Annotated in this window: 13 protein-coding genes; all 13 read right to left on the bottom strand. The window is 49.2% G+C overall.

Annotation, left to right across the window (positions count from 1 at the left end; translation table 11 throughout):
* Positions 1-833 (bottom strand): T6SS effector BTH_I2691 family protein (locus OGX91_RS06230; protein WP_286625728.1); only part of this gene is annotated, 833 nt, incomplete at its 3' end.
* A gap of 353 nt (positions 834-1,186) precedes the next feature.
* Positions 1,187-1,864 carry a DUF4123 domain-containing protein gene (locus OGX91_RS06225; protein ID WP_286625727.1) on the bottom strand — a complete coding sequence of 226 codons (678 nt, stop codon included), beginning with the start codon at positions 1,862-1,864 and terminating at the stop codon, positions 1,187-1,189.
* A 13-nt stretch (positions 1,865-1,877) separates the two neighbouring features.
* Positions 1,878-4,271: a type VI secretion system Vgr family protein gene (locus OGX91_RS06220; RefSeq protein WP_286625726.1), complete on the bottom strand. Its 2,394-nt coding sequence runs from the start codon at positions 4,269-4,271 to the stop codon at positions 1,878-1,880.
* 54 nt (positions 4,272-4,325) lie between these two features.
* Complete coding sequence (locus OGX91_RS06215) at positions 4,326-4,727, bottom strand: hypothetical protein (RefSeq protein ID WP_052463797.1); 402 nt, start codon at positions 4,725-4,727, stop codon at positions 4,326-4,328.
* 6 nt (positions 4,728-4,733) lie between these two features.
* On the bottom strand, positions 4,734-5,426 hold the full coding sequence (locus OGX91_RS06210) for a hypothetical protein (protein ID WP_286625739.1): 693 nt from the start codon (positions 5,424-5,426) through the stop codon (positions 4,734-4,736).
* Positions 5,419-8,043 carry a type VI secretion system ATPase TssH gene (gene tssH, locus OGX91_RS06205; RefSeq protein WP_286625724.1) on the bottom strand — a complete coding sequence of 875 codons (2,625 nt, stop codon included), beginning with the start codon at positions 8,041-8,043 and terminating at the stop codon, positions 5,419-5,421. Before tssH ends, OGX91_RS06210 begins: the two co-directional genes overlap by 8 nt.
* Positions 8,044-8,205: 162 nt before the next feature.
* Positions 8,206-8,697, bottom strand: coding sequence for a type VI secretion system tube protein TssD (gene tssD, locus OGX91_RS06200; RefSeq protein ID WP_040233996.1), 492 nt, complete (start codon positions 8,695-8,697; stop codon positions 8,206-8,208).
* A 16-nt stretch (positions 8,698-8,713) separates the two neighbouring features.
* Entirely contained in the window at positions 8,714-10,387 is a 1,674-nt protein-coding gene (locus tag OGX91_RS06195; RefSeq protein ID WP_286625721.1) for an OmpA family protein, read from the bottom strand.
* A 3-nt stretch (positions 10,388-10,390) separates the two neighbouring features.
* Entirely contained in the window at positions 10,391-11,032 is a 642-nt protein-coding gene (gene tssL / locus OGX91_RS06190) for a type VI secretion system protein TssL, short form (RefSeq protein WP_040233993.1), read from the bottom strand.
* Between the two features lies 1 nt (position 11,033).
* On the bottom strand, positions 11,034-12,371 hold the full coding sequence (tssK, locus tag OGX91_RS06185; protein ID WP_286625719.1) for a type VI secretion system baseplate subunit TssK: 1,338 nt from the start codon (positions 12,369-12,371) through the stop codon (positions 11,034-11,036).
* A gap of 23 nt (positions 12,372-12,394) precedes the next feature.
* Positions 12,395-13,924 (bottom strand): type VI secretion system contractile sheath large subunit, encoded by a 1,530-nt coding sequence (tssC, locus tag OGX91_RS06180; RefSeq protein ID WP_286625718.1) that lies wholly within the window; start codon positions 13,922-13,924, stop codon positions 12,395-12,397.
* Between the two features lie 65 nt (positions 13,925-13,989).
* Complete coding sequence (gene tssB, locus OGX91_RS06175) at positions 13,990-14,487, bottom strand: type VI secretion system contractile sheath small subunit (protein WP_005123156.1); 498 nt, start codon at positions 14,485-14,487, stop codon at positions 13,990-13,992.
* Between the two features lie 466 nt (positions 14,488-14,953).
* The gene (gene gss / locus OGX91_RS06170) at positions 14,954-16,816 is read right to left on the bottom strand and encodes a bifunctional glutathionylspermidine amidase/synthase (RefSeq protein ID WP_005123155.1); all 1,863 of its coding nucleotides are present in this window, start codon (positions 16,814-16,816) and stop codon (positions 14,954-14,956) included.
* Positions 16,817-16,964 lie beyond the last annotated feature (148 nt).

Raw genomic sequence — 16,964 nt, 5'->3', positions numbered from 1 at the left:
TCACCAAATATCTTCGCCATCGCCAGGACATCATTCGTCCATCCCGTCAGCTCATGCGTTATCCCTGCTGCATCATGCAACGCCATCAGCAACGGTGTCACGGGGGAACCGTCTGGCCTCACACCCCGTTCCTTCATCTGCCGGATTGTATTTCCGGCCACTCCGTTCTTCCACGGATACAATGTCTCCTGCGGCCCCGGCTCTTTGACTATGGCATAGCGTTCACTCACACACTGGCTGACGCGGATTTTAGTATGGGTGCCATACGGTAACAGCATTGCCGGACTCAGCTGGCTGCCCTGCGCCGGGATGTAATCCAGAACCCTGGCGAGATTTGCTGTGGTTGCCTCTGTTATTTGCTGTGAAGCCTGGGGCGCCGTCCAGTTCGGAGAACTCAGGCGCTGCATTCTGCGCTGCCGTTGACCGTCATCGCCCGCGTAACGCTCCATCGTTTTTTCCGTCCAGGGACACTGCGTGAATGCTATCCAGATATCATTATCCAGGACTTCATAAGGCAGCGTCAGAAAATCCTTTCCGCCATCACTGTACGTTCCCTGCCGACAGTCTGGCTCTGATTTCTCCAGAACATTTTTCGCCGACAGCTGTTTCCACAAACTGCCGTCATCACACACCGACCACGCTTCCCAGTCCGTCAGGTACGGATAGTAGATATAGATATAGCCCCTGCGCATCGCGCGTAGCGCATAGTGGTAGTTTTCGTTTTCCGCCGGGTAAGCTGATACTCCAGGTTTTGCCCACGCCGGCAATGGCTCTTTAATATATTCAGGAACCACCGCATAGCGTACAGGTAGTAATGCCGGTCCCTGTGACATACAGTCACATTTATGATTTATCATCCCTGTTCTCCCACATATTCGAACTGTAAATTGCTTAATTAATGTTTGCTCGAATTTCATTCCATTGTTGTTCTGTGATATGAGATATGATTTGAGTAAATTTCCCCCTCTCACTTAAGCTATTTATTTCAAGCAAGTTTTTAATAAATCCATGGTTATAAAACTCCGGAGCAACATTAATTGAACACTGGCCCCACTTGATAAGATCTTCTTGATCAGAAAAAGTATATAATACAGCTCTTTTAAGTGACTGCTGCAATAGCTTAAATACCGCGGGCTCTGAAAACCGTTCACGACTCAAATTAGCCAGACGATAATTACAGATAACTCTATTTTTTTATCCCTGCAAAATTTATATCACGCCAATTGTCAGCGCTCAGCGATAACGTATATGAAAGTCGCAGTTGATTCTCAGACTGATTTATTTTATTGATAAACTGACCATCGCCATCAATAAAACTCCACACTTCAATTGGCCCTAACAAACGTCGTTGTTGCCAGTCATCCAGAATAGATAAAAGAGAGATCATAATTGCCGGGTCATAATACCGAAGCAAAACATCTTTTCCATCATGCTGCTGGATTGCCACCTTTCCCAGATAATCTGCGAGATTTACAATGTTTTCTTCGCAAGAAAGCCAACCACATACCATCCTGCCCTTACCCAGCAGTATTTCATTAGGTTCGATCTCTTGCAGAGCTTTCATAATGCTTTCTTGTAGTAACTTACAATCCTCAGGCAAAGATAAATCCAGTGAAACCAAACAAGGCTCAAATTCAGATGATAGATAACGAGTAGCAACAGGTACCCTTACAACATATCTATTTGTTATTTCATTATAGAATGATGATTCTTTATTTCTCAACCTTATAATTGCAGTATCAATCATTAATATGCAATTTCTATTTAACGATCTAAAATGATTAAATATTTTCTCACCAATATAATCCCCCTGATTTTGCATTGCCTGTAAGGAGTAATCATAAGTTATTAATGATTCCTTCATTATTGGTCCTCCATCAACCCAGCGTCACTGTAGGGCTTTGCGTACCACCAGCAGCATCAATAGCTGTGGCGCAAGGATCCGGTAACTCGATACTGGCATTCAATGTCGCAGGAGCCATTTTCTGAATCCCAATGCTCTTTACGCGTACATTACCAGGCGCCCCTACTTCTATTTCACCATCTTTAAGCCTGATATACGCGCCACCACAACTGAGTACTAACTCTGTCGCTGCGGTAATGATCACCTGCTCATCCTTACTGGCTATACTCAACGTTTTCTTTGCCAGCAGATCCATTGCATCTCCCTGCGCCTGAATTTCCACTTTTCCTTTGCTGGCGAAAATTTTAATTCCCATCCACTGAGCGAAAAGACTTATTGTTTCTTTCACACCAAGGCGGAATTTTTTAGCGACACTCACATCCGTGTCCGCTCCGGAAGTTACAATGACATTCTCACCTGATGAGAGTTGGATGCTGGCAGGAGTCACCTGCGCAATGCCAGCAGGAGCAGAAAAAAGTAAAGTCTGTTTCTTGAGGTCTGTCACAGACTCCATTAACAATGCTTTTTGCCTCTCGATATCAGCCAGTTCTGCTTTCGCTTTTTCTGCTGCAGAGCGAATACCTTTCGCATCCTGAAGCGCAGCTTGTAAGTTAGCTACTGCTTCATGCATATCTAACTGCAAACCTCCAGCTAATTCCTGGCGATCGGCACTGATAAAGATCCCTTTCCCAGCCCGAATAGCTCCCCACTGGTCTGTACGCAGTTCAAATCCCTCGCCCCGCAGCGCACGCTGTGCATCCACGTTATGCCCCAGGTTCAGCTGCGTCTTGCCGCCGTACTCGGTGCTGAGCTTGACGTGCTCCTCGCCCCGTTTGTCTTCCATCCGCAGTTTGTTGTTGGCCGGAGTTCGAATGACGTTGCGGGTGTGGTTTGCCTGTGTCACGTGGTCCGGATGCCGGGAGTCGTGCAGCGCATGGGCGATATAGGGCCGGTCCGGGTCACCTTCATGGAACGCCACCGCCACTTCTGTACCCTGTATCAGCGGGAAGTGAATACCGTAGGTGTCGCCGCCGTAGGGTTTGGCCAGGCGTACTGGCATGCTCTCGTAACCCTGCTGTTTATCATCGCGATCCGCATCAAACTTAACCCAATAAAGCCCGCTCTGATTTAAATGAGCATATTCATCATTCTTTTTCGGGCTTGAAACACGCGCCATTAGCGTGCCGCTAATCACTGGCCGAGGTTTTAGCGGTGGTCTCCAGCAGCGGGTTTCACTGTAAACGGTCGCCATCAACACCACCTGTAGCGCTTCCTTTCGGCTTGCGCTGAATGAAACCGCCGTAACCAGCAAGTTGTTACGCACACTGGCAGGAAGCGTTGGGACAGGTGTGGATTCCGTAATATTCAGGACCTGAGCCGGGCTGAGGCTAACATCGGTCGATAATCCCGTGATTGTCGCTTGTGAGGAGAGGTAACGTTCATGTTCCAGACGCGCCCAAAAATTCCCTGTTTCAGGCGATGGTGAAATCTTATCACCCGTTTCAAGATGGCGTGGGCGATAGTGGTAAACATCCCCGTAAGTCACCCCGTCACCTTCACCGTAAGTCATATCGGCTTGTGCAGAAAATAATATTTTCTGAGCCTGGCGATGGTTATAATCCCCGGCAGTAACCGATGCCTGCACCGCAGACTGTTGGAACTGAATATCCCAGACTGAGTCGATGCCATTGTCATTCATTCCGGAAGGGCTATTCAGCGGTAATGTTTTGCCAAACTCCCATGCGCTTTGCTTGTCAGCAAAATAGATGACCTCAGTGCCAGCATCAGGCTGAAGCCTGAAGAAGAAGAAAATTCCAACTTCAGAAAGCAGACGTTCAATAAAAACCAGATCGCTCTCCTGATACTGATTAATTTGCTCTCTTTTGGGATATTCCATTACCAAATCAAAATTATACTCCCAGTCTTTTAAACCATGTTCCTGTAAAATCTTAGTAACAACTTCAGGAACTGACATATTAATAAAGAAGCGGTGTGTGCGAAATTGGTTTTTCAACAACGCGACAAAAGGTTCAATGATTATCTGATAGATTGCCTGGTCTTTTGAACCACTGATACGATGGAAAGATGTCACAATACCATGTACCATTTTGCGGGCAGTTAACTCACTTAACTTCCCCATTCCCATGGTCAATATCGTTGATTTTCCAAGTATCGATTCGGCCGCAATGTCTTTATCCTGGCTGGAAAAATGTACTACATATCGATACAGCGAACTCATTTCCTCTGTACCATTAAAGTTAATAACATCCAGCACTGACTTGCATGAAGGGATATACAATTGATAACGATTCAACGTATTTTCAGATATAAATGACATCCCACCGCCAAGTGATTCATCCATTCCCATATATTTAACCCCTGTAATTTTATAAAGAGTCACTTCCAGAACGAAAACTTACCCTCAACGCATTATCTTTATTAAACTGACTAAATCTTTTTTCTTGTTAGTGACAATGGAAAAAGTAAATCGACGATTATCATTTGATATCCAAAGTTCTTCTCTTCCATTATCACTATAATCATAAAGATGAAAGCCAAGACCTGTTAGATAATCACGAATAACTCCCACATCACCACCGTGAAAAACAATAAGATTTGTTTCCCGTGTACTGCCATCAGGAGAAATATATTCAAAGAGATAATTATTTGATATCCTTGGAGCCTGTTTGATATCAACATCAGTGTAGAAATAGTAGTTAAAAAGATCGCTTTCCCGATATTCTAATTTATCAGGCCAGGGTATTAACAGCGGTGACAAGAAAATCAAAAAAATCGTCACCAGTATTATTTTACAGTAGTTCATTACCATTCACCTCGACAAGAATGAATAATAACCGCCATCCCCGGTCATAATTTCTACCCGACCAGAAGTGAAATCACTCCACGGTTGCACCCATGTCATAAATGAAGGCAGGCTTCCTTTATAGGGTTTATGGACAGCACAGTTATCCAGGGGATCTGGAAACAGTAATGGTAAAAATCCTTTATTCTTATAATTACCTATCGGCCCATAAAAATCCCATCTACTCAGTGCCCGCTCTTTACTGACTAAGCTCAGTCTTGACGGGTAGTTTGAGGGAAGGATTGCCCGGTAGAAGCCTAAAAGATCGGATGTAAGATCCTCACCGCTAAAACCACTGTCGGTATACCAACTAAAACACAAATTAGATTGCAAACTTTCAAACAAGCGCGCCGTCATCATCATCATAGCTAACGCAACGCTACTTTTCTCACATGCAGATAAACCTTGTTTGATACGCCACTTAACAAATTTTCCTGTACCAAACTGGCGATGATATACAAACATCTTTTGGCTATAGGTGACTTCATAATAACCATCACGACTTGATTCACCTCGTTTTATATCTAACAGTAGGTTTTCAATATCGCTTCCCTGCGCATGGCCTATATCTATCCATCCCAATATTTCGCTATAAACGAGCCCCGTTTTACGATCCGACGTCCACTCGTAAGGTTCAATAATATCGTTACGTTTACTCATCATTAAATTCCAGCATCATTCCCTCTTCATCACGCCAACTTAAAGTAAGTTGCTGAGGTTTTTGCTGCCGGGAAAGATACGTTAACAACTGCTGACTAAGCACTGGCAAGATTTGTTGGTTCAGCAGACTATCAATATTCCTCGCCCCCGTATCCGGTAGCAGACAAGCGGCTGTCAGGGCATCAAAAAGGTTATCGGATATCGTCGTGGTGATGCCGTAGTGGCGCTGTAATCGCTGGCTAACCTGATCCAGTTTCATTTGTACAATCGTACGTAACGCTGTTTCACCGAGCGGGTGGTAGATAATCGTCTGGAAGCGGGCCAGTAGCGCTGGCTGAAAATGGTCGCGCAAAAGGGGGCGCAGCAGTTCGTGCAGATCGGGCTCTGTCGCTTCCGGCTGTTCTGCCAGCAGCTGCATCACGGAATCGCCGCCAAGATTGGAAGTCATCAAAATAACGGTATTGCGAAAATCAATTTCACGGCCTTCGCCGTCACGCATGAAGCCACGGTCAAATACCTGGTAAAACAGGTTCATGACGTCACGATGCGCTTTTTCTACTTCATCCAGCAGCACCACGCTATAGGGGCGTTTTCGCACGGCTTCGGTCAGGATCCCTCCCTGACCATAACCCACGTATCCCGGAGGCGAGCCCTTGAGCTGGCTCACGGTGTGCGGCTCCTGATACTCAGACAGATTAATGGTGATCAGCGATTTTTCACCGCCAAACAGAATGTCGGCCAGCGCCAGCGCCGTCTGCGTTTTGCCAGTTCCGCTTGGCCCGGTAAGCAGAAACACACCCTGCGGGCCGTTTTCCGGCGTAAGACCCGTTTTTGATGCCCGCAGTCGTTGCGCGATGGCATTAAGCGCATAATCCTGCCCGACAACGCGTTTTCCCATCTGGGTTTCAAGCGTCAGCAAGTCTGCCTGGGAGTCCTTCATCAATGAAGATAAGGGTACACCAGTCCAGTCGGCGATCACCGTAGCAACGGTGCGCGCGTCTACATCCGGAAACAGTAAAGGATGCCCCTGCTGAAGCACACTAAGCTGCTGCTGCAATTCAACCGTTTCCGCCTGACGAGAAATATCAAGACGACTGGCCAGCAGTTGCTCAGTGAGCGCTAATTCCTGACCGTACTGGGTTTCGCGTTCATCCAGCTCGACAAGCAGACGATTTTCATGCTGTTCAATGCTGGCCAGCCTTTCACCATGCTGACCATTTCCTAGCGCGAGGTCTGCAAGCAACGCCTGCTTTTCAATTTCAAGCGCGGTGATCTCCGACTTCAAACGCGTCAGTGGTTCCGGAACGGTATCAAGGCTCATCCGCACTCTTGCACCTGCGGTGTCCAGCAGATCGACGGCTTTGTCGGGTAATTGCCGCCCGGTAAGATAGCGGCGAGAGAGCGTAACAGCAGTTTTAACCGCGTCGTCGGTGATGTGAACGCCATGGTGTTCTGCATAGCGTGATTTCAGACCACGCAGCATTAAACAGGCTGTGTCATCATCGGGTTCGTCCACTTTCACCATCTGAAAACGCCGCTCCAGCGCAGCATCACGCTCAAAATACTGTTTATATTCGCTCCATGTGGTCGCCGCGATGGTTCGCAATTCACCTCGGGCCAGAGCGGGTTTTAGCAGGTTGGCTGCGTCAGCGCCCCCCGCCTGATTACCGGCCCCAATGATGGTGTGTGCTTCATCGATAAAAAGCAGAATCGGTATTGGCGATTGTTGAACGGCATCAATGATATTTTTCAACCGCTGCTCAAACTCACCTTTCACTCCAGCGCCGGCTTGAAGCAGCCCAAGATCCAGCGTGCGTAACGTCACCGCTTTCAGGCTATCCGGCACGTTACCTTCCGCAATACGCAGCGCCAGCCCCTCCACCAGAGCGGTCTTGCCGACGCCGGGTTCCCCGACCAGAATAGGATTATTTTTTCGCCGACGGGACAGCACATCCACCATTTGCCGGATTTCATTATCGCGACCAAATATCGGGTCGATATCGCCAGCACGCGCTTTCGCGGTCACGTCCAGCGTAAATTTATCGAGCACGCCTTGTAATGCTGGCGACAACGTCGATTGAGCCAGGCCAGGACGCACTTCGTCATCTGGAGAAATCTGCGCCAGAGCGGCTTCTTGCTGCCTTTCCGGACACTCATCCGACTGGACATTTAATAGCGGCAGAAGCCGTTCCAGTTGAGTATGTCCGGCGCTCAAAAGAGGCCACAGGCCGTCACACTTCAATAGTGAAGGCTTTCCTACCAGCGCCATCAGCAGATGTACACCACGTATCTGCGAATGTTCATCCGTTGCGGCACACAGCCACGCTTGTTGCATTAAAGAAAGGAGCGCATCAGACAACTGCGGGCGGCTTTTCACGGAATGAGGCTGAACATCCAGATGCGTCAGCAGCGACTGCCAGAGATTGTCAATATCCCATTCATAACGACGAGCAATGACAGTAATATCACCCTCCCCCTGCTCCAGCAGCTTGAGTAACCAATGTTCGGGCGTAATTTCTGCATGCGCACGCGTCTGGCATAACGATGCCGCCGCTTCAAGCGCCTGAGCACAATAGGGGTTGAGACGTCGTAATAACACTGCTGACTGGTGTTCCATTTGGTTCCTGACTCCCTGTATTCAGGCACGCTACCGCCCGTGGCCGTAATCCAATGCCCATAAGGTAATAAGTGACGTTGATACTCTCTGCTTAACCCCCACTCCGGACGCTCAGCAGAGGGCATAAAAAAACGGATGAGGAAATCCTCATCCGTTAGTGCATTACGCGGTGGTACGCTCGTTCCAGGCGTCAGAATGGATAATGTTGCCATCCTTATACGTCCAGACGATCTTCTCGTAGCGCAGTTCAATCCGTTCCAGGTGGTTATGCTTCTCTTTAGATTGTTCTTTGATGTCGTACATCACAGGGTTTACTTTCACCACTTTCACGTTGTGCAGAGTGGTATTGAAGTATTCCACTTCCTGACCAGCATCATTGATGCGGTACCATTTGAACTCTGCCTGGCGCAGGGTCTGACCGGTGGTTACAGCCTTGTACAGATACGGGCTGGAAGCATCGATTTCCTTCGTGAAAAGGAACGGGGTATGGATGCGCGTTCCGGTCAACTTACCGGTGTTGTTATCGGTAGGGATGTACAGGTTATGTTCCTGAGCCACTACTTCGATACTGCCCACACGGTCTTTCACATCAACAGAACCTTTAATATCCGCGCCGCCGTCGTCTTTCAGCCAAAGGTAGACTGGAATTGCCATAACTCTTTCTCCATTTTTACTTCGCTAATGCGTCACCGCCTTCCGGTGACGGTTCCTTCATGCCCGGCACCCGACAGGCATCAGCCTGCGGTACCAAACTGATCTCCACACGACGGTTGGCAGCCCGCCCCTCCGGCGTATCGTTGGTTTTGTAGGGACGTAATTCGCCATAGCCCTGAACGGCAAAACAGCTCTCCGCAACATCACCGGTATCGCGCATCCAGTCGCGAACAGATTCCGCACGTTTGAGAGAGAGCTGTTGATTAGATTTATCGTCACCCACATCATCGGTATGTCCGGTGATGACTATCAGCCAACCGGGCTTAGCTTTGATATTGACCAAAGCCGCAATGAGTACTTTTGTTGAGCCCGCTTTTAACGCCCATTTGCCCGTATCAAACAGCGACATACTGTCCAGACGTACGGTTTGCGGGGAGGTCACTTTCAGTTTTTCAGATGGTAGCCAGTCACTGAGGGCGACCAGCAGAGGCGGGATCAATCTCATCCCCTGATACAATCCCATTGAAAGGGAAAGGGGTTCACCACGCTGATACCAGCGATCTAGCCGCTGCGCATCCCGACGAAGTTGATCCTGAGCCTGAATCTTTGGCTCGACAGGATTACCGCTAAGATGACGGTATACCGTCAAATGATCGTTGGTGATCCTGATGAGGTGTTGGTTATTGATAAAACTGCACGTCATCGCCATTCCAACAAAAATGCCGCATAGCAGACCACTTATGCCCACCGTTCGTTGAAATGCTGTCAGCGCCCGACGGCGAGATAAAAAAGGCAGCGCTAAATCAGGAAAAGGCAGCAGCCCGGACACTGCTGACGCCGCAGAGGAAAGGGTTGTTTGCGCCGTGGCATACCGTTGCCACAGATTATTTTCGCAGACCGCTAATGAGGTGAAACACACTACCCGTAAAGCAGAGAAAACAGGCGGAGCATGGCGCTCGGTGTCGCCTTGTAACTTCTGCAGCCATTCCAGTAAATTATCTAACCACACTGCATGTGTAAGATGAGAATGGCGAGCCGGGCGCTCTTGCGAAGAGTAAGGCGCAAAGTCGTCTAATCCCGTAGCCGACTGCACTTCCGCATCCTGAGGCGTACGGATAAACCAACGTACAGTCTCATTGCATTGAGGAGAATTCAGCCAACAGCACAGCCAAAATGGCGGTATACCTGATAACCAACGCCGACTCTGGGCCACCACACGCCGCCAACTGAGCAGCATGTGCTTGAGCGCGTCTTCATCATTATGCCGTTCCGGGATCAATGCCAGCATCACGGAAACGCGCATAAGAAGTCCTGGACGTTGCACTGCTATCTGACGAACCAGAGCAATATAATGCTCCGGGGACTGGACAGATAAATACCAGCCCTGCGAACTTTCGCAAGAATCGCCGCGTCCGGCAAACAAGGGGGCATTATCGCCACACACCAGCACAACAGGCCCACTGAAACTCTCCGGAGGGAGCGGAACGTCATGAGCAGAATGAGCAGAATGAGCAGACTTCAACCGACCATATTGACGCCAGCCATAAACGATCCCTGGAATGGAAAACAGTAAAATAATGACGGTAAGGCCGCCCCGGACACCCGCACTTAACGGACTGAATCCCCAGACCAGCAACAAAGCCAGCACGGTTGCCAGCACATAGTTAACGATCCCTCGCAACTGTGCCATGTCTTAACCCTGCCCAATAAGCTGAGCGATCTGCCCTTGTAAGACATGAGAAAATGTTAACCACAAAGCACCCAACGCCACCGCGCCGACAATCCATGCCAGCCACCAGCGGCGCTTACCGCCAGAAAAGCCGGAAGCCTGCATGATGACTGGCGCATCGTGCATTAACTTAAAAGGCATCGCCTGAATCGCCAGCGCTTCAAGAACATCTTCACGACGCTCGTCACCTTGCTCACGATAGCGCCCAACAAAACCGAGCGTGATTGCACGATAAAAGCAGGTTAATACGGCGGTATCAGGAACGGGCTCGCGCAGAACGGTACGAATGCGTTCCCAGAGATCTTCCCCGGCATTGGTAGTGTTGAAAAAGCGGGCCTGTAAAGGTGTCGCAAGCCAGGTAATGTAACCGCTATCCTGCCGGTTGCGGTTCAACACGCTTTCGTCCAGTAACGCACATTGCGTATAGAGCATGTGTTCAACGCTGTGTTCGCTGTACCCCATGTCACGCAATGTCTCACGCGCAGAATCAACCCATTGGCAGGCCCGGCGATAGAAAGCTGCCCCATCTTCAACTTCCGCCCCGCCACGTAACTGGCTGACAGCAAGCCAGGTTGGCCAGAATACCTGATCAATATCCTTATTCATTTCAATCCCTTAATACTGCGAATAACTCAAGTTGAATCTCTCCAAGCGTTCCCGGCACATAGAAAGCGCAATTACCAGCGTCCAGCATGGCCTGGGCTGCTGGATGATTAATCTCCAGAGCAAAATATTGATTTTCCAGGCGTAGCGGGATGGCTGCGGGTACATGCGTCAGCGGTTTTAATGGGATGCCGCTAAGTGCCACATTGACGACATCTGACACATCTGCCCGACTCCCTGCTTTACAGAGCTGTGGAAATTGCGTCAGGAGAACATGCGCAGGGAGATCCGAACGAACGGACAGGTAAAAATCAGCGCCTTCACGCAGGCGGGCATCCGACAGAGCGCCATACCAGAACTGTCGCTCCTGCATCAGTTCAATAGCGACAACGCGAGATGGCAGGCTGGCTTCCAGCAGTTCCACCAGCAGCGCAAACAGGGGTGGGAATACCTGCTGCGGATTTGCATGCTGGTATGGAGGCACAACGCTGACATCGTTTTCTAATGAAAAGGTCAGCAGGCTGCCCGCTAACCGCGCCAGCTCACGCCACAAAAGTTCGGGGTGACGGCCTGGGTTTTGCAGCATTTCTTTCAGAACGGGCTCCGAGCTATTAAGCGCATTCAGCAGCCAAAACAACGAAACATCTGCTACCGCAAAATCTGCCATTCGTTCGTTACTTTCTCGGCGCAAGGCCATCAGGCGGCGACAACGAGCCTGGATACGATGCACCAAATCACTGAGCGAATTAATTAATAAGGGGCTGGCTGAGAGTGAAAGCGATGGCGGTAAAAAATCGCGTCCCAGCTCCCATTGCCCCTGAACATTACGAATAAGGCAAGCTACCGGACAAGTCAGGTAAGCGCTGTTATCGTCATGGGCATAGCGGAGGGTGATAGCATGCCGCAGCACCGCCATATCAGTCCGTTCCTGGCCTGCGAGATCCTGCACTGGCAGCCATTCCTGCTGCCAGCGACACGGACGGCTAATGCCGTTGCCTGATGAAAGATTGCCGCCATTAGCTGAAAGCAGCGGCAACGCCAGCACGATATCAACGCTGCTGTAACCAGTAAGATGCGATAAATCACACGCCGGAGGCAGGTTATCTGAAATACCTGTATCCACTAACGTACCGTCAGGAAAGCGCACAACCAGATTAACGGGATTCAAACGGGAAACCGTTAGCGCACTTTCATCAAACTCCGCGCTGATGACGCCCCACGGCGATGAAAGCGACATGTGAGCAACAACGTCAGCTACATAGGCATCCCAACGTGTCTGTTGCTGAAACTGCTGGGGAGCCAGAAAGGCCCCCTCGCTCCATAACGGACGATAGATCTTCATCGCACCTCCTGTGCGCTGCGTCGTTAAGATTTCGACTTAGGCATTTGTGAAACTAACGACAGACTGACGTCCATACCTTCAACCTGGAAATGCGGAATGGCGTACAGGCGCACGCGGAAGAAACCGGGGTTATCCTCAATGTCCTCCACCACGACACGCCCATCACGCAGCGGGTGTGATGCCTGCAAGTCATCGCCAGGATCGGTCATTTCGGTTACCAGACTGCGCAACCAGTTATTAAGTTCAAGCTCAAGCAAGCGGCGATCTTTGGTCGTACCAATATTTTCTCGCTGCAGGATTTTCAGGTAGTGAGCAATACGAGAAAGCAGGAAGATATACGGCAGACGTGAGTTAATCCGGCTGTTAGCCGTCGCTTCCGGAGTATCAAACTGCGCAGGTTTCTGAGCCGAGTTAGCAGAGAAGAAGCAGGCGTAATCACGATTCTTATAATAAGAAAGCGGAATAAAGCCAAGGTTGGCGAATTCAAACTCCCGGGTTTCCGGAATCATCACCTCAGACGGGATCTTCACCTGATTACCGGTACCCAGATCGTACAAATGGATAGGCAAATCTTTCACCGCGCCGCCCGCCTGCGGCCCACGGATCTGGACGCACCAGCCATTCTTGATAAAGCTTTTCACCATATTCACAGCGAAAGAGAAAGATGCGCTGGTCCACAGATATTTTTCGTGATCCGGCCCCTTAACTTCTTCAACATAGTTAAAACTGCGTACCGGCACGGTATCAGGACCATACGGCAGACGACCCAGCACACGCGGCATAGTCAGCCCGATATAGCGTGAATCGTCGCTATCACGAAATGCTTTCCACTTGATGTATTCAGCACGTTCAAAATAATCATTGATATCTTTTATGGCCGCGACTTCTTCCATATTTTCTTTCAGGAAAAATGTCGGCCCAACGGAACCAATGAACGGCATATGACAGGCTGCCGACACGCCAGAAATATTGCGCAGCAGTGAAATATCCTGCGGGCTGTTATCAAATTCGTACGCTGAAATCATTGCCGCAATGGGTTCACCGCCTGGCTGATCATATTCTTCAATATAACCATGGCGGTATAACCCGCTCTGGATAAGCTCCGGCGCGTCGTCAAAATCATCACGTAACGCATCCTTGCTGATATCCATCATTTCTACCCGGACATTTCGACGAAAATCGATGCCAGTGATCATCGAATGTAAACCGCGCCAGAGCGATTCTTGCTTCTGAAACTCCGCATGATGCATGACTTCATTTACCTGATCGCTAATCTGCTTATCAAGGCGAGCAATTTGTTCATCAAGCAGCGTTTTATCCAGGCGCTCTACTGGCTGTGCGGCGTCCGCCAGACATGAAACCAGAACCTGAATAGCGGCGGTCACGCGTTCAGCCGGAGCGGCATCAGATAGCGCTTCATCGCTCTGCCACGCATCGACATTTTTTAATATCGAAACCGGGGCAAGATTAATTTTATCAAAGAGGGATTGATAAACGCTACGTTCACTGGTCGTGGTGGTCGCGGCTGAAGAGGTATGTTCCTGAACAGACATCAACATATTCCTTTTATGATCCTTTACTATTCCTGCCGATTAAGCGGAGGAAACCCTGTATAGCTTTAAATCTCTTCCGGCATCATAGTTGCCAGCTCATCACGCAGTTCCTGACTCAGGGCTGGATCCTTAAGGATGGTTTCCAGCTCGCGACGAAAAGCCGCGTTATCGAGTAAGTTAGATTTCAGGTCACGAAGTAAGTTACGCATAGCCAACAGAACGCGTAATTGTGGGATATTCCTGGCTACCTGCTCGGGCTCAAAATCGCGGATATTTTTAAAGGTAAGATTAATATCGTCTTTTCTACCATCACCAGCTAACGTATTTTTAACATTCAGATTAACTACTGGCGAGAACTTAGCTAACACATCATTGAAGTTATTTTTATTAATATCAACCTTTTCGCGTTCCGATAGTGGTCGTTGTTCTCTACCATTACTGAAATCACCCACGGTCAAAAGTTTTAACGGCAATTCAACCTTTTTCTGAACGCCTCCGGTATGTAAATCTAACTTGATATTAACACGTGCCGTCGGCACTTCATTCTGAAAACTGTCACCCATACATCCCTCTCAGACCGGCGATTCCTGCCGATATTTTGCATTTCCTAACGGAGCATTTTCCAATCGCTCAACGAGTTTCATACAACGTCATTTCTGTGGGCAGTCAACAACGACTGTTAATGACAATTAATGATTATAATTAGTGTGGCGATGCAATCCGATATATTCTCTAATATAAAACATGATCAATATCATCGATTAACCAAATAATACATCAGTATTATTTATTTAAAAGAGAGATCAAGAAGCTCTTTGTCTAATACAAATAACAGGAATTAATTAATGTTAAATACATTCACTAAATAAATATATTTTTATTATGAAATATCACCAAGGGGAATATCCATCATTATACATATAGACCACGTCATTTATTAAAACATAATCGAAATCAATTTAACTATAAATAAAAAAGCCGAAGATATACTTCGGCTTTTCGCACCTCATTCCTGAGCACGCAGAAAGATTACGCTTCCTTCACCACAATCAACGGCTCAATATCGCTCTCTTTTTTAATCACCAGCGATTCGTCACCGCGCAGGCAAGTCCCGCCGTAGTTACCACCTACGGTGAACGTACAAACCTGAATATATTTACCGGCAACCTTCGGCAGACACCAAAGCTGCTGATAAATGTTCTTCTGCTCGGCAAACTTACCACTGGTTTTATCCAGCAGCTCTTCCTGATGACTCACCAGATCGATGTTGTTGCCACAACGTCCTGCAATAGGTTTCACCGCATAACCGGTTTGCGCCAGCTCTTCATTAACAGTGAAATCGGTATCAAGCAGATAGCGGTGGTGCGGGAAAAGCTGCCAGAGGATCGGCAAAATCGCTTTGTTGCCTGGGATCACCGTCCACAGAGGTTCGAACACCAGCACTTCCGGGCGCAGCAACACATCGATTAATCGCACTTCCTGCTGGGTATGCCCGGTACGAATCGGCACCGCGGCATATTCAGTTTCACTCACCTCACGCACCTGCTCAATCGCAGTTTCCCACGCCCAGGTTTTCCAGACGCAGTTCACCAGGCGACCGTCACCGTCAATCAGTTGACCGGCATCATCCCAACGTAGCTCATCGAGGCCACGCAGAATTTTGCTGTCAAACCCGGCCTGACGCAGCGCCTGCTGCATAAACTGCGCGTGATAGTTTTCTTCGATATCCTTATCCTGCATGATGTGGACAAACGGACGTGCGCGGCTGTGCTTCCAGGCACCCGCCAGTTCGTTGATCAACCCTTCAGCCGGGTTGTGTCCCTGCCCTGCGTAGCCCCGCTCAGCCCATCTTTCGAGGATCAAACCGGCTTCGGTATGGCACGATGCGGAATCGGCGTTGTACTCATACACCTTCAGTCCGCGTTCATCCATACAGAAATCCATACGACCCGTAATCATATGATGCCGACGCCGCTGCCAGGAAAGGCGCAGACGCGGCCAGAGGATTTTCGGGATATCGAACAGCGCCAGCAGATTATCGTCTTTCAGCACCTTGTCGGTCGCGTGCAGATACATCAGGTGCAGCTCGTTGGTCGCTTTAATCAGCTCCTGCTCGGCACTTTCGGTAATCGTGAAGTACTGATGCGGATCCTGATTAATGACGTGGCCGTTCGCCAGCACGTAGGCTTTTTGCAGCGGATCCTGCTCATCGAGCCACTTACCGTCAAACTGTCCGTTATCTTCCAGTCGCGCGCTGCCAATTTTCAGCGAGTCATTGGCGATCTCCGGCTGCGGCAGGCTGTAACGGGTATCCTCGGTCTGGATCATCCAGCCAAGGATGGTGGTGTCGTCAAAGGTATCCCGCAGGGTGTAGCAACCGTTTTCAACCACCATCTCCAGCTCGCGGGTCCACTGCTGCCCTGGCGGCAGCGGCGTATGGAGCACGTTCTGTTCGGCAATACGGATTTTGTTTTCCAGCAACTGGGTGACGACCGCCACATGACCGGTGTCTTTAAATTCGCCGCCTTTCTGCCAGATAAGCAGAGCACCTGCAACCGGCGCACGGGGCGAACCATTCGGAAATGCCTGTAACGGCAGGATATTGTCATTCACCACTTCACGCAGGAAGCGCAAGGAGAAGATCTCCCATGCCATGCCCACATCGGTGAAGACCATGCCATAGTTTAGGAAGAGAAAGCGGCGTGCAAATTCTACGCACTGCCATTTGTGGCCCATGTATTCGTCGTCGATATAGCTACGAAAAGCAGCATCATCGTCGTAGTCCCGTGGGTCGAGGGAGCTGTAATCTGAAGAGTAGATTGCTACGCCGCCTGGGGCGTAGCCCAATAATGTCCCGAATGGGGCATCCTGACTGGTCGTTCCTTTGCTCATGCACCTTACCTCAAAACAATACAGCCTGAGCAGGTTGGCGTGAATTTTTCGCTCTGATTGCCTGCTCTGCGACACTAACCGGACAGAGGTTGACATCATCATACACCTCAACGCAGCGGCTGGCGCTCAGAGGCGAAAAATTCACAGC

It is taken from the genome of Citrobacter sp. Cpa228, assembly GCF_030333085.1.
In the GTDB taxonomy this organism is placed as follows: domain Bacteria; phylum Pseudomonadota; class Gammaproteobacteria; order Enterobacterales; family Enterobacteriaceae; genus Citrobacter; species Citrobacter pasteurii.
The sequence above is the reverse complement of the archived record's forward strand: the minus strand, read 5'-3'. Positions and strand labels throughout refer to the sequence as shown.

Excerpts from the sequence above, each read along its gene's own strand:
- OGX91_RS06225 (WP_286625727.1), bottom strand. The coding sequence starts at position 1,864 with ATGAAGGAATCATTAATAACTTATGATTACTCCTTACAGGCAATGCAA.
- OGX91_RS06220 (WP_286625726.1), bottom strand. The coding sequence starts at position 4,271 with ATGGGAATGGATGAATCACTTGGCGGTGGGATGTCATTTATATCTGAA.
- OGX91_RS06215 (WP_052463797.1), bottom strand. The coding sequence starts at position 4,727 with ATGAACTACTGTAAAATAATACTGGTGACGATTTTTTTGATTTTCTTG.
- OGX91_RS06210 (WP_286625739.1), bottom strand. The coding sequence starts at position 5,426 with ATGAGTAAACGTAACGATATTATTGAACCTTACGAGTGGACGTCGGAT.
- tssH (WP_286625724.1), bottom strand. The coding sequence starts at position 8,043 with ATGGAACACCAGTCAGCAGTGTTATTACGACGTCTCAACCCCTATTGT.
- tssD (WP_040233996.1), bottom strand. The coding sequence starts at position 8,697 with ATGGCAATTCCAGTCTACCTTTGGCTGAAAGACGACGGCGGCGCGGAT.
- OGX91_RS06195 (WP_286625721.1), bottom strand. The coding sequence starts at position 10,387 with ATGGCACAGTTGCGAGGGATCGTTAACTATGTGCTGGCAACCGTGCTG.
- tssL (WP_040233993.1), bottom strand. The coding sequence starts at position 11,032 with ATGAATAAGGATATTGATCAGGTATTCTGGCCAACCTGGCTTGCTGTC.
- tssK (WP_286625719.1), bottom strand. The coding sequence starts at position 12,371 with ATGAAGATCTATCGTCCGTTATGGAGCGAGGGGGCCTTTCTGGCTCCC.
- tssC (WP_286625718.1), bottom strand. The coding sequence starts at position 13,924 with ATGTCTGTTCAGGAACATACCTCTTCAGCCGCGACCACCACGACCAGT.
- tssB (WP_005123156.1), bottom strand. The coding sequence starts at position 14,487 with ATGGGTGACAGTTTTCAGAATGAAGTGCCGACGGCACGTGTTAATATC.
- gss (WP_005123155.1), bottom strand. The coding sequence starts at position 16,816 with ATGAGCAAAGGAACGACCAGTCAGGATGCCCCATTCGGGACATTATTG.